Source organism: Janthinobacterium sp. GW460-12-1-14-LB5, from assembly GCF_059423585.1.
Genome location: NZ_JBWKYD010000014.1, coordinates 105,153 through 125,273 on the forward strand (window position 1 = coordinate 105,153; position 20,121 = coordinate 125,273).

15 protein-coding genes are annotated in these 20,121 nt (G+C 62.9%); 13 read left to right on the plus strand and 2 right to left on the minus strand.

What is annotated here, in order from left to right; all coding sequences use genetic code 11:
• Positions 1-25: 25 nt before the first annotated feature.
• Together purF and AC07X6_RS16085 are read left to right on the plus strand one after the other, a co-directional pair.
• Positions 26-1,549 carry an amidophosphoribosyltransferase gene (gene purF / locus AC07X6_RS16080; protein WP_230541096.1) on the plus strand — a complete coding sequence of 508 codons (1,524 nt, stop codon included), beginning with the start codon at positions 26-28 and terminating at the stop codon, positions 1,547-1,549.
• Between the two features lie 43 nt (positions 1,550-1,592).
• Positions 1,593-2,834, plus strand: a complete 1,242-nt coding sequence (locus tag AC07X6_RS16085) for a cystathionine gamma-synthase family protein (RefSeq protein ID WP_494791616.1) — start codon at positions 1,593-1,595, stop codon at positions 2,832-2,834.
• Between the two features lie 204 nt (positions 2,835-3,038).
• Here AC07X6_RS16085 and lexA read toward each other — a convergent pair whose 3' ends face one another.
• Positions 3,039-3,686, minus strand: a complete 648-nt coding sequence (gene lexA / locus AC07X6_RS16090) for a transcriptional repressor LexA (protein WP_494791654.1) — start codon at positions 3,684-3,686, stop codon at positions 3,039-3,041.
• A 275-nt stretch (positions 3,687-3,961) separates the two neighbouring features.
• On the opposite strand from lexA, the gene rpsF reads away from it, so the two are divergent.
• The 7 genes from rpsF to AC07X6_RS16125 all read left to right on the plus strand — a co-directional run bounded on the left by rpsF (position 3,962) and on the right by AC07X6_RS16125 (position 8,762).
• The gene (rpsF, locus tag AC07X6_RS16095; RefSeq protein WP_010400028.1) at positions 3,962-4,348 is read left to right on the plus strand and encodes a 30S ribosomal protein S6; all 387 of its coding nucleotides are present in this window, start codon (positions 3,962-3,964) and stop codon (positions 4,346-4,348) included.
• Between the two features lie 20 nt (positions 4,349-4,368).
• Positions 4,369-4,668 (plus strand): primosomal replication protein N, encoded by a 300-nt coding sequence (priB, locus tag AC07X6_RS16100; RefSeq protein WP_034783455.1) that lies wholly within the window; start codon positions 4,369-4,371, stop codon positions 4,666-4,668.
• A 25-nt stretch (positions 4,669-4,693) separates the two neighbouring features.
• A complete protein-coding gene (gene rpsR / locus AC07X6_RS16105; RefSeq protein ID WP_010400024.1) occupies positions 4,694-4,984 on the plus strand; it encodes a 30S ribosomal protein S18 in 291 nt (96 codons plus the stop codon).
• A 27-nt stretch (positions 4,985-5,011) separates the two neighbouring features.
• Complete coding sequence (gene rplI, locus AC07X6_RS16110; RefSeq protein ID WP_034783456.1) at positions 5,012-5,467, plus strand: 50S ribosomal protein L9; 456 nt, start codon at positions 5,012-5,014, stop codon at positions 5,465-5,467.
• 135 nt (positions 5,468-5,602) lie between these two features.
• Entirely contained in the window at positions 5,603-6,988 is a 1,386-nt protein-coding gene (locus AC07X6_RS16115; protein WP_034750488.1) for a replicative DNA helicase, read from the plus strand.
• 94 nt (positions 6,989-7,082) lie between these two features.
• The gene (locus AC07X6_RS16120) at positions 7,083-7,709 is read left to right on the plus strand and encodes a DUF47 domain-containing protein (protein WP_010400015.1); all 627 of its coding nucleotides are present in this window, start codon (positions 7,083-7,085) and stop codon (positions 7,707-7,709) included.
• 39 nt (positions 7,710-7,748) lie between these two features.
• On the plus strand, positions 7,749-8,762 hold the full coding sequence (locus AC07X6_RS16125) for an inorganic phosphate transporter (RefSeq protein WP_230541237.1): 1,014 nt from the start codon (positions 7,749-7,751) through the stop codon (positions 8,760-8,762).
• Between the two features lie 46 nt (positions 8,763-8,808).
• Here the strand turns inward: AC07X6_RS16125 and AC07X6_RS16130 are convergent, their stop codons facing one another.
• Positions 8,809-9,705, minus strand: a complete 897-nt coding sequence (locus AC07X6_RS16130; RefSeq protein WP_494791617.1) for an MBL fold metallo-hydrolase — start codon at positions 9,703-9,705, stop codon at positions 8,809-8,811.
• A gap of 188 nt (positions 9,706-9,893) precedes the next feature.
• Here AC07X6_RS16130 and AC07X6_RS16135 point away from each other — a divergent pair, with 188 nt between their 5' ends.
• From AC07X6_RS16135 to AC07X6_RS16150, 4 genes are all read left to right on the plus strand, one after another.
• On the plus strand, positions 9,894-11,516 hold the full coding sequence (locus AC07X6_RS16135) for a GAF and HD-GYP domain-containing protein (protein ID WP_494791618.1): 1,623 nt from the start codon (positions 9,894-9,896) through the stop codon (positions 11,514-11,516).
• Between the two features lie 50 nt (positions 11,517-11,566).
• Positions 11,567-13,768: a CHASE2 domain-containing protein gene (locus tag AC07X6_RS16140; RefSeq protein WP_494791655.1), complete on the plus strand. Its 2,202-nt coding sequence runs from the start codon at positions 11,567-11,569 to the stop codon at positions 13,766-13,768.
• Positions 13,769-13,977: 209 nt separating this feature from the next.
• Positions 13,978-15,588 carry a ShlB/FhaC/HecB family hemolysin secretion/activation protein gene (locus AC07X6_RS16145; protein WP_494791619.1) on the plus strand — a complete coding sequence of 537 codons (1,611 nt, stop codon included), beginning with the start codon at positions 13,978-13,980 and terminating at the stop codon, positions 15,586-15,588.
• Positions 15,589-15,604: 16 nt separating this feature from the next.
• A partial coding sequence (locus AC07X6_RS16150) for a beta strand repeat-containing protein (RefSeq protein ID WP_494791620.1) occupies positions 15,605-20,121 on the plus strand: 4,517 nt, incomplete at its 3' end.

Here is a 20,121-nt window from a genome sequence, read left to right on the forward strand (position 1 = left end):
CAGTAGCACAGTTTAGGAGCACACCATGTGTGGCATCGTCGGCGTCGTTTCCCATCAACCCGTCAATCAATTGCTCTATGATGCATTGTTGCTCTTGCAACATCGCGGTCAGGACGCGGCAGGGATTGCGACCAATCACAGCAGTATGTTTTCCATGCACAAGGCCAACGGCCTTGTGCGTGACGTCTTCCGTACGCGCAATATGCGTTCGCTGCAGGGCAACTCGGGCATCGGTCACTGCCGCTATCCGACGGCCGGTTCCTCGAGCGAAGAGGAAGCACAGCCGTTTTATGTGAATGCGCCGTTCGGCATCACCCTGGCGCACAATGGCAACCTGACCAACTGGGAACAGTTGAAGCAGGAAATGTTCAAGAACGACCGCCGCCACATCAATACCGATTCCGACTCGGAAGTGCTGCTCAACGTGCTGGCGCATGAAATCCAGGAAGCGACGACGGGCCTGAACCTGGACCCGGACGCCATCTTCAAGGCTGTCACCGTGCTGAACCGCCGCGTCAAGGGCGGTTACGCTGCCGTGGCGCAAATCGCCGGCGTGGGCTTGCTGGCCTTCCGCGACCCGCACGGCATCCGTCCGCTGTGCCTGGGCATCAACGAAACGGAGCAGGGCGCCGAATACCTGATCGCCTCCGAATCCGTGGCCCTGGAAGGCATGGGCTTCCGCTTCGTGCGCGACATCGGTCCCGGTGAAGCCGTCTTCATCGATGCCGACAAGCAATTACACAGCCGCCAGTGCGCGGACAACGCTAGCCTGAACCCGTGCGTCTTCGAATTCGTCTACCTGGCCCGTCCCGACTCCGTCATCGACGGCGCCTCCGTGTATGCCACGCGCCTGAAAATGGGCGAATACCTGGCCGAAAAGATCCGCGCCGAGTTGCCTGGCGTACATATCGACGTGGTTATGCCGATTCCCGACTCGTCGCGTCCGGCCGCCATCCAGCTGGCCATGGCGCTGAATATCGAGTACCGCGAAGGCTTCATCAAGAACCGCTACATCGGCCGCACTTTTATTATGCCGGGCCAGGCGGCGCGCAAGAAATCCGTGCGCCAGAAGCTCAACGCGATTCCATCCGAATTCAAGGATAAAGTCGTGTTGCTGGTCGACGATTCCATCGTGCGCGGCACCACCAGCCGTGAAATCGTGCAGATGGCGCGCGAAGCGGGCGCGACGAAGGTCATCTTCGCCTCGGCCGCGCCACCGGTGATCTACCCGAACGTGTACGGCATCGACATGCCGACGCGCGACGAACTGATCGCCTACGGCCGCACGACGGAAGAAGTGTGCCGCGAAATCACGGCCGATTACCTGGTGTACCAGGATATCGGCGCGCTGAAGCAGGCGATCGCCGACGTCAACCCGGCCCTGGTCAACTTCGAGGCGTCGTGTTTCGACGGCGTCTACGTGACGGGCGACGTGTCGCAGGAATACCTGGACCGCCTGGAATATGCGCGCCACCATCCGAAGGCGGCAGCGCCCGAAGATACGCCACGTTCCCAGCTGAACCTGAACCTGGCAACGACAGAAGCGTAATTATCTTGCCCGGCTAGCGCCGGGCTTTTTTTGCTCCGCGATCATGAACGATAAAAAAAACTACGGCTTTACCACCACCATCCTGCATAACGACCGCCGCAAGGGCATCGAGCACGGCTCGCTGCACAAGCCCGTGCACACCTCCGTCGCGTTCGGCTACGGCGACGCGCGCCAGCTCGCTTCCGTATTCCAGGGCAAGGAGCCAGGCTTCCGCTATGGCCGCCAGGGCAATCCCACCGTGTCCGCGCTGGAAGACAAGGTCAACAAGATGGAAGACGGTGTGGCGACCTTATGCTTCGCCACCGGTATGGGCGCCATCGGCGCCGTGGTGCAATCCTTGCTGCGCGCGGGCGACCATGTGGTGTCGTCGGCCTTTCTGTTTGGCAACACCAACAGCCTGTGGCAAACGGTGACGGGGCAGGGCATCGCCGTGTCGTTCGTCGATGCGACAGATGTGGCCAACGTGGCGGCTGCCATTACGCCGGCCACGCGGATTGTTTTTGTGGAAACTATTGCCAATCCACGCACGCAGATCGCCGACCTGAAAAAAATCGGTGACTTGTGCCGCGAGAAGGGCATTTTGTACATCGTCGACAACACCATGACGACGCCCTACCTGTTCCGCCCGAAGGCCGTGGGCGCGGGCCTCGTGGTCAATGCCCTGACGAAATCCATCGGCGGCCACGGCAATGCGCTGGGCGGCAGCTTGACGGACACGGGCGTGTTCGACTGGACGCGCTATCCGAACATCTTTGAAAATTATAAAAAGGCGGCGCCCGCGCAGTGGGGCATCGCGCAAATCCGCGCCAAGGCCTTGCGCGACTTCGGCGCCTCGCTGGGCCCGGAAGCGGCGCACCATATCGCCGTCGGCGCGGAAACCATGGCCTTGCGCATGGATCGCACCTGCTCGAACGCCCTGGCGCTGGCCACCATGCTGGCCGCCGACCCGCGCGTTGCCGCCGTGCACTACCCGGGCTTGGCCTCGCACCCGCAGCACGCGCTGGCGAGCGACCTGTTCCGCAGCTATGGTTCGCTGTTCAGCTTTGAATTGAAGGATGGCATCGATTGCTTCGATTTCCTCAATCGTTTGAATCTGGCTATTCCAGCGAGTAACCTCGGCGACACGCGCACCCTGGTCATTCCCGTCGCCCACACGATCTTTTACGAGATGGGCGCCGAGCGGCGCGCCAGCATGGGCATCGCCGAGTCGCTGATCCGCGTTTCCGTCGGTATCGAGGATGAGGTGGATTTGCTTGAGGATTTCCGCCAGGCACTCGATGTATAGGTAGCCGGATAAATGAAAAGGGCCGCAACAGTCATGCTGTTGCGGCCCTTTGTTTTTCGCCGTTCAATGGTAATGTCTTCGTGCCTTCAGAAACCGTAGCGAGCAAGCCCAATATCGGGTTGAGTAGCGGAGCTGTACATTGGTACAGCGAGCAACGGATGCCCGAGAGTGGGCTGCGCAGTAGGTTTATGAGGGCGCGCTCAATCAATGCCAGCTGCGCATCAGTCCGACCGCCAGGCCTTCCAGGGCAAACTCGTCTTCCGGCGACACGGTGATGACCTTGAAGTCGGGATTTTCCGGGAACAGTTCGATGACGGAACCCGTCTTCTTGTAGCGCTTGACGGTGACTTCGTCGCCGATGCGGGCGACGACGATCTGGCCGTTCTTGGCGCTGTCGACCTTTTTGACGGCCAATAAATCGCCATCCATGATGCCGGCGTCGCGCATGGACCAGCCGCGTACCTTCAGCAGGAAGTCGGGCTTGGCCGAGAACAGGGCAGGATCGACGTTGTAGCTCGCTTCGAGGTTTTCCTGCGCCAGGATGGGCGAACCGGCCGCCACGCGGCCGATCAGAGGCAGCGACATCAGCAGGGCTGCCGGCACTTTCGATGCAAGGGCTTCGGCTGCCGCACTTGCCGCCGCACCGATCAGGCGGATGCCGCGCGAGGTGCCGGGCGAAATCTCGATCGCGCCCTTGCGGGCCAGGGCCTGCAAATGCTCTTCGGCCGCGTTGGCCGATTTGAAACCCAGTTCATTGGCGATTTCGGCACGGGTGGGCGGAAAACCCGTGTTTTCAATCGCGTCCTTGATCAGGTTCAGGATTTGTTCTTGTCGTGCTGTCAGCTTGATCATGAGCGGTGGGTGCATACTAAAATGCTGTCTATATGAACAGTCTGTATTTTTGTACAGTATCGCCCACTATGCAAGGGGATTTGCGTGTTTTCGGCGAATTTCACAAGAAATACTTGTCCAGGCGTGGAAAGCGCGGCGGCGCGCGGGCTTTTCCGGCGCTGGCGCAAGGAATGATTGAAACGTTTGCAAAAGGCGGTTATAATCTTCGGCTGACCTTCCCACACCCGTCTTGACGCCGGGGTGGGCGATTATCAATCCGACCTGAAGGAGTTTGCATGCGTCATTATGAAATAGTCTTTATCGTCCATCCGGACCAAAGCGAGCAAGTGCCCGCGATGATCGAACGCTACAAAGCCAGCGTAACCACCCGCGGCGGTTCGGTTCACCGCGTGGAAGATTGGGGTCGCCGTCAAATGGCTTACTCGATCCAAAAGCTGCCTAAAGCACACTACATCTGCCTGAACATCGAGTGCGACAACGAGACCCTGGTCGAGTTGGAAACAGCATTCAAATTCAATGATGCCGTGTTGCGTCACCTGACCGTTAAAATGAAGAAAGCTGAAACAGCTCCTTCGCCGATGATGAAATCGGTACAACGCGAAGACGCGGCCAAAAGCCACCGCACCGAAGCACCAGCAGCCGCTCCAGCCGCAGCCGCTTAATTCTTGACCAGGATCGTGCGCTGAACCAGCTACAAGTAACCGCCATCATTGCCGAGCGCGAAATATTGCGCTATACCCCGGCAGGGCTGCCGATTGTGAATGCAGTATTGCAACACAGTTCGCAGCAGATGGAAGCAGGGATTGCCCGTTTGACCGAGTTTGATGTTGCCGCGCTAGCCGCTGGCGAAATCTCAGGCCGGTTCAGTCAGGCAAGCTTGGGCGGGGTGTATCAGTTCACGGGTTTCCTGGCCAGAAAAAGCCGCAACAGCAAGAGTTTGGTGTTTCACATCATTGATTTTAGTGCAGTCAATTCTGACTAGCGCATTTTAGATACAGGAGCCTGACATGGCATTCGGTAAAAAGTTCGACAAAAATAAGCTCAAGCTTAAAGAAAAACGCAAACAGCAAAACCCTTTGTTCAAACGTAAGAAGTTCTGCCGCTTCACCGCAGCTCACGTTGAGCAAGTCGACTACAAAGACGTCGACACGCTGAAAGACTTCGTCCAGGAAAACGGCAAGATCATGCCAGCACGCCTGACCGGTACCAAAGCGCACTACCAGCGCCAAGTCGACACCGCAATCAAGCGCGCTCGCTTCCTCGCGCTGCTGCCATACACCGATCTGCACCACGCTTAATCGGTCAGATATTCCTGGAGAAGAACTATGCAAATCATTCTGTTAGAAAAAGTTGTAAACGTCGGTAACCTCGGCGAAGTCGTCAAAGTCAAGGACGGTTACGCACGTAACTTCCTGATTCCACAACGCCTGGCACGTCGTGCTACGGCAACCGCTGTGGCTGAATTCGAAGTCAAGCGCGCCGAACTGGAAAAAGCTGCTGCCGCCAAACTGGCTGCATCGCAAGCCCAAGGCGAAAAACTGAGCGGCCTGACCGTTCAAGTTGCTCAAAAAGCTGGCGTCGATGGCCGTCTGTTCGGTTCCGTCACCAACTTCGACATCGCTGAAGCGCTGACCAAGCAAGGTTTTGCTGTTGAAAAAGCACAAATCCGCATGCCTACCGGCCCGCTGAAGATCGTTGGCGAGCACAACGTTTCGGTTGCTCTGCACACCGACGTGGTCGTTGAAGTGGTAATCGCTGTCGTTCCAGACGCGAACGCGTAATCGTCTGCGGGCCTGGCCCGCAAGCGCTGCCGCACTATGAAAAGCCGGGTTCGCCCGGCTTTTTTGTGGCCTTTTTTTCGCTCATTTTCAGCCCTTTATTTTTGCCAGCACGCCGAAGCGGGTATAATTCGCGCCATGAACGCCCCCTCTGATCCGCAACTGGATTCCCTCCGTATTCCGCCGCATTCGATCGAAGCAGAACAATCCGTCATCGGTGGTCTGCTGCGCGACAATGCTGCATATGACCGCATCGCCGACTTCATGCATGCGGAGGATTTCTATCGCTATGACCATCGCATCATCTTCGAGCAAATCGTCAAGATGGTTAACGCTTCCAAGCCAGCCGATGTCATTACTGTTTTTGAAACCCTGACCCAGCTCGGCAAGGCCGATGATGTGGGCGGACTCGCTTACCTGAACGCCATGGCGCAAAACACGCCATCGGCCGCGAACATCCGGCGCTATGCCGAGATCGTGCGCGACCGCGGCGTGCTGCGCAAACTCATCACCGTCGCCGACGATATTTCCGGCACGGCCTTCAGCCCGCAAGGCAAGGAAGTCAAGCAGATGCTTGACGAGGCCGAGTCGAAGATTTTCGCCATCGCCGAAGAAGGCGCGCGCGGCGCCCAGGGCTGGACCGCCATCCAGCCCCTGCTGACGCAGGTGGTCGAGCGCATCGACGAGCTGTACAGCCGCGACAACCAGAGTGAAATCACGGGCGTGCCCACCGGTTTCATCGATCTCGACCGCATGACCTCCGGTCTGCAGCCGGGCGACCTGGTCATCGTGGCGGGCCGTCCGTCGATGGGCAAGACGGCGTTTTCCGTCAACATCGGCGAAAACGTGGCCATCGACAGCGGCTTGCCCGTGGCCGTGTTCTCGATGGAGATGGGCGGCGCCCAGCTGGCCATGCGTATGCTCGGCTCCGTCGGACAGCTCGACCAGCACCGCCTGCGCACGGGCCGCCTGAACGACGAAGACTGGCCGCGCCTGACGAATGCGATCCAGAAGATGAACGACGCGCAGTTGTACATCGATGAAACGCCGGCGCTCAATTCCATCGAATTGCGCGCCCGTTCGCGCCGTTTGTCGCGCCAGTGCGGCAAGCTGGGCCTGATCATCGTCGATTACTTGCAACTGATGTCGGCCAATACCCCGGGCGACAACCGCGCCACGGAGATTTCCGAGATTTCGCGGGGCTTGAAAGGCCTGGCGAAGGAACTCGGTTGCCCCGTGATCGCGCTGTCCCAGCTGAACCGCTCGCTGGAACAACGCCCGAACAAACGTCCCGTCATGTCCGACTTGCGCGAATCGGGCGCTATCGAGCAGGATGCCGACGTGATCCTGTTCATTTACCGCGACGAGGTGTATAACCCCGACTCGCCGGACAAGGGGACGGCCGAAATCATCATCGGCAAACAGCGTAACGGTCCAATCGGCAGCATCCGCCTCACCTTCATGGGGCAGTACACCAAATTTGGCAATTACAGTGGTGGCCTGGCGCTTTACCAAGGCGACTAAGACTCAGCAGCACTGGCAATTCCATCGGCCGCCCCCGACAACGGGGCGGCTTTCTGTAGTAAATAACACGACTCAATGCTTAACGGAGAATGACATGTTTGGACGCTTGATGCCCACTGAGGGCAAGTTTTTTGAATTGTTTAACCAGCACGCGGAATTGTGCGTCAAGGGCGCCAAAGAGATGCTCGGCCTGATGACCAATTTCGACGACCTGGAAAACCGCGTGCATGCGATCGAAAGCATCGAGAAACAGGCGGACAAAGTCACCTACGCCACCGTGGAAATGCTGCACAAGACCTTCATCACGCCGATCGACCGCGATGACATCCATCAGCTGATCACGCGCCAGGACGACATCCTCGACCTGCTGGAAGATGCGGCGCAAACCGTCTCGCTGTACGACCTGAAGGCCGTCACGCCGGAAGCCAAGCGCCTGGCCGAACTGGTGCTGGCCTGTACCGAAAAAGTGCGCGACGCCGTCGCCATGCTGCACAACATGGACAACTCGCGCAAGATCGTCGCCATCTGCGAAGAGATCGACCGCCTGGAATCGGATGCCGACCACGTGATGCGCGCCGCCATGTCCAAGCTGTTCCGCGACGAGCCGGACGTGCGCAACCTGATCAAGCTGAAAGCGATCTACGAAATTCTGGAAACCGTGACCGACCGTTGCGAAGACGTGTCCAATATTATCGAAGGCATCATCGTCGAAAACGCGTAAGCGTTGGGCCTGTCCTGAACCAGAATCAGAAAAGAAACTATAATGACCATACAAATCAGCATCTACGTGCTAGGCCTGTTGATCGTCCTCGCGCTGCTGTTTGACTTCATGAACGGCTTCCACGATGCCGCCAACGCGATTGCCACGGTGGTCTCGACGGGCGTATTGAAACCGCAGACCGCGGTTGCCATGGCCGCCACGTTCAACTTCGTCGCCATCTTCGTGTTCCACCAGCTGACCGTGGCCGCCACGGTGGGAAAAGGCACCATCGACCCGGCCGTGATCGACCAGTACGTGATCTTCGGCGCGCTGATGGGCGCCATCTTCTGGAATCTGTTTACCTGGTACTACGGCATTCCCTCGTCGTCCTCGCACGCGCTGATCGGCGGCCTGGTGGGCGCAGCCGTCGCCAAGTCCGGCACGGGCGCGCTGGTTGCGGCCGGCCTGTGGAAAACCGTGGCCTTTATCGTCATCGCACCCGTGCTGGGCTTCGTGTTCGGCTCGATCATGATGCTGCTGGTGTCGTGGATCTTTGTGCGCTCGACGCCGCGCAAGGTCGACAAGTGGTTCCGCCGCTTGCAACTGGCATCGGCCGCGGCCTACAGCCTGGGCCACGGCGGCAACGACGCGCAAAAAACCATCGGCATCATCTGGATGCTGCTGATCGCCGCCGGCTATTCCAGCGCGGCCGATGCCATGCCGCCGATGTGGGTCATCATCTCGTGCTATACGGCCATCAGCTTCGGCACGCTGTTCGGCGGCTGGCGCATCGTCAAGACCATGGGCCAGAAGATCACCAAGCTCAAACCGGTGGGCGGCTTCTGCGCCGAAACGGGCGGCGCCATCACCCTGTTCGTCTCGACGGCGCTGGGCATTCCCGTGTCGACCACGCATACGATCACGGGCGCCATCGTCGGTGTCGGCTCGTCGCAAAAAATGTCAGCCGTGCGCTGGGGCGTGGCAGGCAATATCGTCTGGGCCTGGATCTTCACGATTCCCGCTTCCGCGTTTGTTGCCGCAGTCGCCTGGTGGATTGGCCACCACATCATGTGATGGATAGCCAACGCCAGTAAAAAGGGAGCCTTGCGGCTCCCTTTTTTTATGCGCCGGCCAGTTCCACCGTCAGCCCCTCGCTGGCGAGGAACACCTGCAGGCCGGCCAGGCGGCTCGCATAGCGGCCCATCACGTCGGCAAACACGGCTTCGAGCTGCTCGTCACTGCGGGTCGGTTCGTGGTGGGTGCAGTACAGGCGCCGCGCGCCGCAGCGCAGGGCCAGGTCGAAGGCGGCGTCGAAGGTGCCGTGGCCCCAGCCCTGCTTGCCCGGGTATTCCTCGCGCGTGTACGAGCAATCCATGATCAGCGCGTCGACGCCGGCGACCAGCGCATCGATGCAGGCCTGGCGCTGCGCATTGCGCGCCGCGCAGGCCGCGTGGTCGGCGTGGCCGGGCGGATGCAGGTTGTAGAACGGTTCATGGTCGCCGCTGAAAAACAGCGAGGCGCCGCCGCAGTCGATGCGGTAGCCCAGGTTGACGACCGGGTGGTTCATTTCAGCGCCGCGCACGCGCGCGCCGCCCACGTCGACGGTGTCGCCGGGCGCCAGCGTGCGGTATTCGATGCTGGCCGCCATGGCCGCTTCGCTTACGGGGAAATAGCTGTTTTGCAACTGCACCGCCATCACGTGTTCGATGCCGCATCCGCTGACGCCGTCCAGGGCGCCATGCAGGCGCATGCGGTTGCCGGCCACGAACAGGGGCGAGAACATGGGCAGGCCGTGGATGTGGTCCCAGTGGCTGTGCGTGATGAAGACATGCGCGTCGACGGGCTGGCCGGGCGGCAATTGCTGCGCCAGCGCGAAAATGCCGCTGCCCGCATCGAGAATGATCAAGCTGTCGTCGTCGGTGCGCACTTCGATGCACGTGGTGTTGCCGCCATAGCGGGCCGTGCGCGGGCCCGGGGAGGGGATGGAGCCGCGCACGCCCCTGAACGTGAATTTCATTCAGTACCTTGTTACAGTGTAATTATTGTTGATTCTATTCTAATTAATGAGATTGGCGGCAACATTTATACGTGTTGCAATATGGCAAGTTATTTCATTTTGTTGTAACTAAGTAATGTACAGTGCGCGGGGTGGCCGTTACACTGGCGCTTGCCCGCTTCCTCTTCCCTTACCTGATCGCCATTCACATGCCTCAGTTGCACCCTGAGAAAATCGCCCACAGACTGGAGCAATTGACCGAACTCAGTGTCGCGCTCGGCCACGGCCTGGGCGGCGAGGGACACGATATCGGCGCGCTGTTGCAGCGCATCGTGCTGCTGGCAAAAAGCATGAGCGGCGCCGATGGCGCCACCCTGTACCGGCCCGCCGCCGAGGGCCACCAGCTGGCGTTCGACATCAGCGTCAACGACAGCCTGGGCATCGCGCAGGGCGCCGACATCGGTGTGCCGGGCGTGCCCCTGTTCGATGGCGCGGGCCAGCCCAACCTGGCATCGGTGGCGGCGTATGCGGCGAACCTGCGCCGCAGCGTGAATATCGCCGATGTCTACCGCGACGAGGGCTTCAATTTTTCCGGCATGCGCGAGTTTGACCGCCACCATGGCTACCATACGCAGTCGATCCTGACGGTGCCCATGAGCGACCACGAGGGCGATTTGATCGGCGTGCTACAGCTGGTCAATGCCAAGGATGGGGAAACGGGGCAGGTGCGCGCCTTTTCTTCCACCGACCAGCGCTTCATTGAGGCGCTGGCCGCGCAGGCTGGGGTGGCGCTGACGAACCAGCTGCTCATTTCGCAGCTGGAAGAGCTGCTCGAATCGCTCGTTACCCTGATCAATATCGGCATCGATGAAAAGTCGCCCTACACGGGGCGGCACTGCCAGTTCGTGCCCGAGCTGACGATGCTGCTGGCCGATGCCGCGCACGCCACGCAAACGGGGCCGCTGGCCGATTTTCGGCTCAGCGACAACGAGCGCAAGCAACTGTGGCTGGCCGGCCTGCTGCACGATTGCGGCAAGATCACTACGCCCGTGCACGTGGTCGACAAGGCCACCAAGCTGGAGACGATTTTCGACCGTATCGCCCTGATCGACACGCGCTACGAAGTGCTGCTGCGCGACGCCGAGATCGCGGCCCTGCGCCAGCAGGCGGCGCAGCCGCAGCAGAAGGACGCCATCGCCGGCGCGCTGGCGCAGGAGCAGGCGGCGCTGCGCGAAGAGCGCGACTTCATCCGGCGCGTCAACATAGGCGGCGAAAGCATGGCGCAGGCCGACCAGGAAAGAGTGCGGCAGATCGCTCGGCGCCGCTGGCGCGCGGCCGACGGCCAACTGTGCGATTTTCTGGACGCCGACGAGACGGAAAACCTGACCATCCGCGCCGGCACCCTGACGGCAGCCGAGCGGGCCATCGTCAACAACCATATCAGCGTGTCGATCCGCATGCTCGAAGCGCTGCCGTGGCCCAAGCACCTGCAAAAGGTGCCGGAATACGCGGGCGGCCACCACGAGCGCATGGATGGCAAGGGCTATCCGCGCGGGCTGACGAAAGAGCAGATGTCGGTGCCGGCGCGGCTGATGGCGATCGCCGACATTTTCGAGGCGCTGACGGCGCGCGACCGGCCCTACAAAAAGGGCAAGCCGCTGTCCGAATCGCTGCGCATCCTCGGCAATTTCAGCCTGAATGGGCATATCGACCCGGAGCTGTTCGACGTCTTCATCCGCAGCAAAGTCTATTTGACCTTCGCTGAAAAGCACATGCATCCGAGCCAGATCGATGCCGTCGACGAGGCGGCCATTCCGGGTTATACCCCGTGAAGCTGCCGCTGGCCTGGCGCAAGCACGGGGCACGGTCGCTGCTGGGCATCATGCTGACGCTGGCGGCGGCCGTCCTGTGCCTGGCCGGAAATGAGAATATTGCCCGCCTCGACGCCATGCTGGGCGACTGGCGCATGCGGGCCGAAACGCCGCAGCTGGACCGCCGCATCGTCATCGTCGACATCGACGAGCAAAGCCTGGCACGCGTGGGCCGCTTTCCCTGGAGCCGCGACATCCAGGCGCGCCTGGTGCGCCAGCTCACCGGCCATTACGGCGTGTCTGCGCTGGGCTTCGATATCTCGTTTCCCGAAGCGGACACCAGTTCCGGCTACGCCGTGCTGCAAGGCCTGGCGCGCGGCGAACTGGCCGGCGTGCCCGGCTTGTCGGCGCAACTGGAAAAACTGCGCCCGGCCATGGACTACGACGGCCTGTTTGCAGGCGCCATGCGCGGCCAGCCCGTGGTGCTCGGCTACAGCGTCTCGGAGCAGCAAAGGAAGGGCGTGCTGCCCAAGCCCGCCTTCTCCGTCGCCGACTTGAACGGGCGCACGGTCACGGCCTACGTGGCGCGCGGCTACGAAGCCAATATCGCGCCCCTGCAGGCGGCCGCGCAAGGTGCCGGCATCTTCACGGCGCTGACCGACGCCGATGGCGTCGTGCGTTCCTCGACCCTGTTGCAGCGCATCGGCGACGGCTATTATCCGTCGCTGTCGCTGGCCACCGTCGCCGTCTACCTGCAGGCGCGCGCCATCGCCCCTCGTTTCACGGGCACGGCCGATACCCTGTCGGCACGCGAACTGGCCAGCGGCGGCCTCGAACACATCATGCTGTTCACGCCGCGCGGCGCGCTGGCGATTCCTGTCGGTGAAGCCTTGACGACCACGGTGCAGTACCGCGGCGCGGGAGGTCCCGATGGCGGCGCCTTCCGTTATGTGTCGGCTGCCGACGTGCTGGCCGGCACGGTGCCGCCCGCGCTGTTGAAGGGCGCCATCGTCCTGGTGGGCACCACGGCGCCCGGCTTGAACGATATCCGTGCCACGCCCGTGAATGCCGAGTATCCGGGAGTGGAGGTGCACGCCAACCTGATCAAGTCCATGCTCGACGGACGCTTCAAGGCGCGGCCCGACTACGCGCTGGCGCTCGAACTGGTGCAGCTCGTGCTGTTCGGCCTGCTGCTGGCGGGCGCCCTGGCCGTGCTGCCGCCGGCCGGCGTGATGCTGGCCAGCGTGGGCGCGCTGGCGGCCGTCATCGGCATCAACCTGTACCTGTATGCCGTGCACGACCTGGTGCTGGGCGGCGCCGTGCTGCTGTTGCTGATCCTTGCGCTGTTCATCGCCAACCTGGCATGGGGCTATTTTTTCGAGGTGCGCAAGGGCCGCGCGCTGGTGGCCCGTTTCGGCGAATACGTGGCGCCCGAGCTGGTAGCCGAGATGGCCGACGATCCACAGCGCTACACGATGGAGGGGGAGAACCGCGAATTGACGGTGCTGTTTGCCGACGTGCGCGGTTTCACGGCCATTTCCGAGCAGCTGGCGCCCGCCGCGCTGCGCGAATACATCAATGAATACCTGACGGCCATGTCGGAAGATATCCGCGACAGCCACGGCGGCACGCTGGACAAATACATCGGCGACGCCGTGATGGCGTTCTGGGGCGCGCCCGTCGCCTTTGGCGATCACGCCAGCCGCGCCGTGGCCAGCGCCCTGCTGATGCAGCAAAGTGCGGCGCGGCTGAACCAGCAGTTTTGCGCGCGCGGCTGGCCGGCGCTGCGCATCGGCATCGGCCTCAATACGGGGCCCATGCATGTGGGCGACATGGGCTCGCGCATCCGCCGCGCCTACACTGTGATGGGCGACAGCGTCAACCTGGCCGCGCGCCTGGAGGGCGCCAGCAAGCTGTATGGCGTGGGCATCGTGGTGGGCGAGGCCACGCGCGCGGCCGCCCCGCAATTCCTGTACCGCGAACTCGATCGCATACGCGTGCTGGGCAAGCAGGAAGCGGTGGCCATCTTCGAGCCGCGCTGCCTGCTGGCCGGTGCCGCGGCGGCCGAACTGGCGCAGATCGAGCGCTGGCACGCGGTGCTGGACCGGCTGCGCGCGCGCGAATGGGGGGCGGCTGGCGCGCAGCTGGCCCGCTTGCAGGCGGACTTTCCCGACGATGGCCTGTACCGGCGCTACGCGGCGCGCCTGGCGCAATACCGCGACGCGCCACCGCCGGCCGGCTGGGATGGCGTGACGGAATTGCACAGCAAATAGCCTGTCGTCGCGCCGGAAAAAACTGCCATGGCGGCTTTTTTCAGCATTCCCGGCGCGCTGTTTGTTGCGTTGCGATAAAAATCAGGGCGAAATGTTAGAAATTTCTGACTGGAAACTAAAAGCCGTCTAAAATTTGTCTTCAATCCATTGCCGGACACGCTGGCGCCTGCGGGCCGCGCGCTTGTCCGGTTACACAAGAAATCCTTCACATGACATATCGTTTGGTGCACCTGCTTGCGGGTTCCGCGCTGCTGTTCGCCGTCGGCGCCGCCGGCGCCGCTGTTTCCATGGATGAAGCTGCTCCTGCCACGCAGGAGGACGGCGTGCCGCGCTTCGATATCCGCCGCTTCGACGTCCAGGGCAATACCCTGCTCACGTCCGCGCAGGTGCAAGCCTTGCTGGCGCCCTTTACGGGAGCGCAGCGCGATTTCTCCGACATCGCCCGCGCCGTCGAGGCGCTGGAAGGAGCTTACCGCGGGCGTGGCTACAGCGCCGTGCAGGTGCAACTGCCGGAACAGGAACTGGAACGGGGCGTGGTGCGCCTGAGCGTGCTGCAAACGCCGCTGGGCAAGCTTGCCATCAGCGGCAACATCTACGTTGACGAGGCCAACGTGCGGCGCGCCTTGCCGTCTCTGCGCGAAGGCGCGACGCCGAACTTGCCGGCCCTGTCGCAAAGCCTGAAGCTGGCCAATGAAAACCCGGCGCGCAAGATCGAAGTGCGGCTGCAGGCCGACGAGCCGGCGGGCGCCATCGATGCCATCGTCACGGTGGCCGATGAAAAGCCGTGGAAGGCCATGCTCAACGTGGACAATACGGGCAATGTGCAGACGGGCAAGACGCACGTGGGCGTGGTGCTGCAGCATGCCAACCTGTTCGGCCGCGACCACGTCGCCAGCCTGCAATACACGAGCAGCCTGGAAAAGCCGGACAAGGTGGGCGTGTATGGCGCCGGCTACCACTTGCCGCTGTACGCGCTGGGCGACTCGATGGATTTTTTTGCCAGCTATTCGAACGTCGATTCGGGCAGCATTTCGGCCGGTATTTTCGATCTGGCCGTCAGCGGCCAGGGCAGCATGGCCGGCATCCGCTACAACCAGAACTTTGCCCGCAGCGGCGATTTCGAACCCAAGCTCGTGTACGGCGTCGATTACAAGGCGTACCGCAACAGCGTGCAATTGTTCGGCATGGAACTGGGCGCCGACGTCACCGTGCATCCGCTCAGCGTCAGTTACATCGGCAGCTGGACCGTGCCCACGGGCGAGACCAGCGTGGCCGTCACCTTCGCGCACAATATTCCCGGTGGCAAGCATGGCGCGCAAGCCGATTTCGACCGCGTGCGCGCGCATGCCAAGGCGGCCTATAACACGGTGCGCCTGAGTGCCAGCTTGGGGCGCGTGCTGGATGGCGACTGGCAATGGCGCACGCTCGTCAATGCGCAACTCACGCCGGACGCGCTGGTGCCGGGTGAGCAGTTCGGCGCCGGCGGCGCGGCGTCCGTGCGCGGCTTTGCCGAGCGCGAGGTATCGAATGATTCCGGCGCCAGCCTGAACCTGGAACTGTACACGCCGAACTGGTGCGGCCAGGCGCTCGGTTACCAGTGCCGCGCGCTGGCCTTCTATGACACGGCCTGGCTGCGGCGCAACCATGCGCTGCCCGGCGAAAGCGCGTCGCAAGGCATCAGCAGCGGCGGCCTTGGCCTGCGTTTGCTGCTGAGCCGCTACGCCAATCTGCAACTCGATTACGCCCATGTCGTCAATGGCGGCGACACGGGGCAGCGGGGCGCCAACCGCCTGCATTTCCGCCTCGCCTTGGCCTACTAGCATCAGGATGAACACCATGCACAACCACGTCCAGCACGCCTCCGCTTTCATCCTGACGCCATCCTTTTCATTACCCCATGCGCTACCGCTGCGCCGCACGGCGCTGGCACTGCTGCTGGCCGGCTGTTTCGGCGCCGCGCAGGCCAACCCCGCCTTGCCGCAGGTGGTTAACGGACAGGCGACGTTCAACCAGCAGGGCAACATCTTCTCGATCACGAACACGCCCAACACCATCATCAACTGGCAGAGCTTTTCCATCCATGCGGGAGAAATCACGCGCTTCATCCAGCAAAATGGCAATAGCGCCGTACTCAACCGCATCACGGGACAAGACCCCAGCAAGATCCTCGGCAGCCTCGAATCGAACGGCAAGGTCTTCCTGATCAACCCGAACGGCATCGTCTTCGGCCAGGGCGCGAAAGTGGACGTGAATGGCCTGGTGGCATCGAGCCTGGGCATGACGAACGAGGATTTTCTGTCCGGCAAGCGCCAGTTCACGGCGGGGGCCATCGCCGGCGGCGTCGCCAATGCGGGCACGATCAACGCCGGCAAGGGCGGGCAAGTGCTGCTGATCGCGCCGAACGTGGAAAACACGGGCCTCATCACGGCGCCGAATGGCGAAGTGATCCTGGCGGCCGGGCGCAGCGTGCAGCTGGCCGATCCCGGCAATCCGCAATTGCGCGTGCTGGTCTCGGCACCGAGCGACCAGGCGCTGAACCTGGGCCAGATCATCGCCCAGGGCGGCAGCATCGGCATGGCCGGCGCGCTGGTCAGCCAGCGCGGCGTACTCAACGCCAACAGCGCCGTCGTCGGCGAGAACGGCAGGATCGTGCTCAAGGCCAGCGGCAAGGCGCTGCTCGAAGCGGGCAGCGTCACCAGCGCCACGGGCGCGGCAGGCAAGGGCGGCGACATCCGGGTACTCGGTGAACAGGTGGGGCTGCTGGGCAATGCGAAAGTCGACGCCAGCGGCGCTGCGGGCGGCGGTACGGTCTTGCTGGGCGGCGACTACCAGGGCAAGAACGCGGCCGTGCAGAATGCGCGGCAAGTACTCGTCGGCAAGGATGCCAGCGTCAATGCGGATGCGATTGTCAGTGGCAACGGCGGCAAGGTCATCGCCTGGGGCAATGAATCGGCCCAGGTGCACGGCAGCATTTCCGCGCGCGGCGGGGCGCAGGGCGGCGACGGTGGCTTCGTGGAAACGTCCGGCCATTACCTGGCCGTCGACGGCATCCGCGTCAATACCAGCGCGGCGCGCGGCAAGCGCGGCAACTGGCTGCTCGATCCTTACGATATCACCATCGTCGCCGGTTCGGGCGGCCAGCTGAGCAACTTCGACCAGTTCGCCGACGCGCCGTCGACCGGCAACGCCAACATCGGCGCCGACCTGATTTCCGGTGCCAGCAGCGACGTCACCTTGCAGGCCCTGCGTCGCATCAATTTCAACAGCGCCATCAACATCACGCAGCAAGGGGTGGGCTTAACGGCGCAGGCGGGCGAGATCATCAATGTCAACGCGCCCATTACCACCAATGGCGGCCATATCACGCTGTCGGCCAACGATGCGGCTGCGGGCCTGGCCTATGGCGTCGGCTCGAACGTGAACCTGAACGCGGCGCTGGGCAGCGGCAATGGCGACGTCAGGCTGTCCGGCGCCGGCGTCACTTTCGGCGTCGGCTCGGTCAATGTCGGTAACGGCAACCTGGTCTTGCGCGCGAATGTCGCCGGTGGTTCCATCGACCTGACGGGTAGCGGCGATCAGCTGCTGGGCAGCGGCGTCACCGGCCAGACGGTGCTGCTGGAGGCGGACAACATCAGCATCAACGGCGCCATCAATGTTGGCGGCGCCGCCGGCAATGCCGGCGTGACCGTGCAGGCGTTCAGCGCGGGACGGCAGATCGTGCTGGGCGACAAGGCCGGCAGCGGCCTGCGCCTGACAAATGCCGAACTGAACCGCATCGCTGCCGGCAGCGTGCATATCGGCAACGCCACCGGCGGCGACCTGACGGTGGAGCAGGCGATCGACCTGGCGATTGTCGCGGCGGGCGGCGGCGTGAAAAACCTGGTGCTTGAAAGCGGCGGCAATGTGCTCGTATCGAACACGCTGGCGCTGCGCCAGGACGGCGGCAGCATCGCCGCCACGGCTGCTGGCCTGCTGTCGGTCGCCAGCGGCGGCGGCCTGTCCGCCGGAGCAGTCAAGCTGGTCGCCGACAATATGAGCCTGGACGGTGGCGCGCAAGCGATAGCGGCCACGGCGGGCGGCAGCGTCAGCCTGAACCGCCTTTCCAGCATGGGCACGATCACCCTGGGTGCGGGGGCGGCGGACAGTGCCAACAGCCTGGGCCTGAGCGAAGCGGAATTGAAAACCATCAGCGCCGGTACCGTCCAGGTGGGCGGCGGCAGTTTTGCCGGGGTCGTGAATCTCATGGGCGCGCTGGACCTGGCGTCGCAAGGCGAGCTGAACCAACTTGTGCTGCGCACAGGCGGCAATATCAACCTGAACGGCCCCCTCAGCGTGGCGCAGGGCCTGACCCTGGCTTCCGGCGGCAACATCAGCGCGAGCGGCGCCGTCAGCGTGGGGGGCGACTTCCTGCTCGATGGCGGCCGCTGGGTGCAGAACGGCGCCAGCCTGCCCGGGTTTTCCGCGCGCGGCTTCAGCATTGCGCAGGGGAGTTTCCTGCGCGCGAGCGGTGGCGACGGCGGCTCGTCCTCGCCCTATCTGATCGCCGATATGTATGGCTTGCAAGGCATCGGCAGCCTTGGCCTCGGAGACAGCTATCGCCTGGCCGGCAGTATCGATGCCAGCGGCACCGTGAACTGGAACAGTGGCCAGGGTTTTGTGCCGATTGGCGGCAGCGGCAGCGGTTTTTCCGGTGTGTTCGATGGCGCCGGATTTACCCTCAGCAATTTGACGATCGACCGCAGCCAGCTGCCCGGTTCGGCGGCTGGCCTGTTTGGCACCGTCCAGGGCGGCACCTTGCGCAATCTGACCCTGAGCGGCGGCAGCGTCGCCGGCAGGGCAAACGTGGGTGCGCTGGCGGGCAATGTTGTCAGCGGTACTATCGACGGCGTGAACAGCAGCATGGCCGTCAGTGGCCAGAGCAATGTCGGCGGCCTGGTGGGCAGCAATGGCGGCGCTATCACGAGGTCCGCCAGCAGCGGCGCCGTCACCGGCGTGAATGCCGATGGCGGCGGCGCCATCGGCGGCCTGGCCGGATGGAATGCATCCGGCGCCAGCATCGCGACGTCGTATGCCACCGGCGTGGTGACGGGCGCGCGCGAGATGATCGGCGGCCTCGTCGGCAACAACCAGGGCGCGCTGAGTCAATCTTATGCCACCGGCAAGGTCAGCGGCGCGCGCAGCATCGGCGGCCTGGTGGGCCTGAACGGCGGCAGTATCAATGATGCGTATGCCAGCGGCGCCGTGGGCCGGGCCGCCAATGCCGATTCCATCTTGCCCTGGGAAAACATGGGCGGGCTGGTCGGTGAGAGCACGGGCAGCGTCAGCCATGTCTTCAGCAGCGGCGCCGTGACCGGCAGCGGCTATGCGGCCGTGGGCGCGGTGGCCGGCCACGTGGCTACCGGTTCGCCGTTCGCCTATGGCTTTTTCAATTATGAAACGTCGCTGGTACTGAGCGATGGCGGCGGCTCCAGCGGCCGCAGCACGGCGCAGATGCAGCAGCAAGGCAGCTTCAACGACTACAATTTCAACAGCGTATGGCGTATCTACGAAGGCTACACGACGCCGATGCTGAAGGCTTTCCTGAAGCCGCTGCAGGTGAACCTCTCGGGCAATGCCGCAGGCAAGGTCTACGATGGCCAGCTGGCAGCCTTCCTCGGTTCGATCGGCTATGTCGGGTTGCTCGACGGCGATACGGGCGTGAATGGCAGCCTCGGCTACGGTAACGCGCGCAACGTGGGCAGCTATGCGGCGACGGGCCTGTGGTCGACCAAGTACGACATCACCATGGGCGGTACGACCACCTTCGCCATCACGCCGCGCGCGCTGACGGTGAGTCTCGGCGGCAATGGCAAGGTCTATGACGGCACCCTGGGCTACGATGGCGCCAGTTTTGTGCTGGGCAATGTGGTGGCAGGTGACAACCTCAGTATCAGTGGCAGCGCCGCCTTCCTCGACAAGAATGCGGGCAGCGGCAAGGCCGTGCATGCCAGTGGCCTGGTCCTGGGCGGCAATGAACTGGGCAACTACAGTCTGGCCGCGACCACGCTGGAGGGCACGGCGGACATCACGGCGCGCTTGCTGAACTATGGCGTCACGGGCGCGCAGAGCCGTGTCTATGACGGCAGCTTACAAACCGGCCTGAACGGCTACTTCGAAGGCCTGGTGACGGGCGATCAGGTCGCCATGGCCGGCTTGCTGGGCAGTTTCCGCGACAAGCATGCCGGCATTGGCAAAGTGGTCGATTATCAGGTGGCGACGGGCCACCTGACGGGTGCCGACGCGGGCAACTATGTGCTCAACGGAAATGCTGGCAGCACCACGGCAGACATCACGGCGCGCACCCTGAATGTGAG

Excerpts from the sequence above, each read along its gene's own strand:
- purF (WP_230541096.1), top strand. The coding sequence starts at position 26 with ATGTGTGGCATCGTCGGCGTCGTTTCCCATCAACCCGTCAATCAATTG.
- AC07X6_RS16085 (WP_494791616.1), top strand. The coding sequence starts at position 1,593 with ATGAACGATAAAAAAAACTACGGCTTTACCACCACCATCCTGCATAAC.
- lexA (WP_494791654.1), bottom strand. The coding sequence starts at position 3,686 with ATGATCAAGCTGACAGCACGACAAGAACAAATCCTGAACCTGATCAAG.
- rpsF (WP_010400028.1), top strand. The coding sequence starts at position 3,962 with ATGCGTCATTATGAAATAGTCTTTATCGTCCATCCGGACCAAAGCGAG.
- rpsR (WP_010400024.1), top strand. The coding sequence starts at position 4,694 with ATGGCATTCGGTAAAAAGTTCGACAAAAATAAGCTCAAGCTTAAAGAA.
- rplI (WP_034783456.1), top strand. The coding sequence starts at position 5,012 with ATGCAAATCATTCTGTTAGAAAAAGTTGTAAACGTCGGTAACCTCGGC.
- AC07X6_RS16115 (WP_034750488.1), top strand. The coding sequence starts at position 5,603 with ATGAACGCCCCCTCTGATCCGCAACTGGATTCCCTCCGTATTCCGCCG.
- AC07X6_RS16120 (WP_010400015.1), top strand. The coding sequence starts at position 7,083 with ATGTTTGGACGCTTGATGCCCACTGAGGGCAAGTTTTTTGAATTGTTT.
- AC07X6_RS16130 (WP_494791617.1), bottom strand. The coding sequence starts at position 9,705 with ATGAAATTCACGTTCAGGGGCGTGCGCGGCTCCATCCCCTCCCCGGGC.
- AC07X6_RS16135 (WP_494791618.1), top strand. The coding sequence starts at position 9,894 with ATGCCTCAGTTGCACCCTGAGAAAATCGCCCACAGACTGGAGCAATTG.
- AC07X6_RS16140 (WP_494791655.1), top strand. The coding sequence starts at position 11,567 with ATGCTGACGCTGGCGGCGGCCGTCCTGTGCCTGGCCGGAAATGAGAAT.
- AC07X6_RS16145 (WP_494791619.1), top strand. The coding sequence starts at position 13,978 with ATGACATATCGTTTGGTGCACCTGCTTGCGGGTTCCGCGCTGCTGTTC.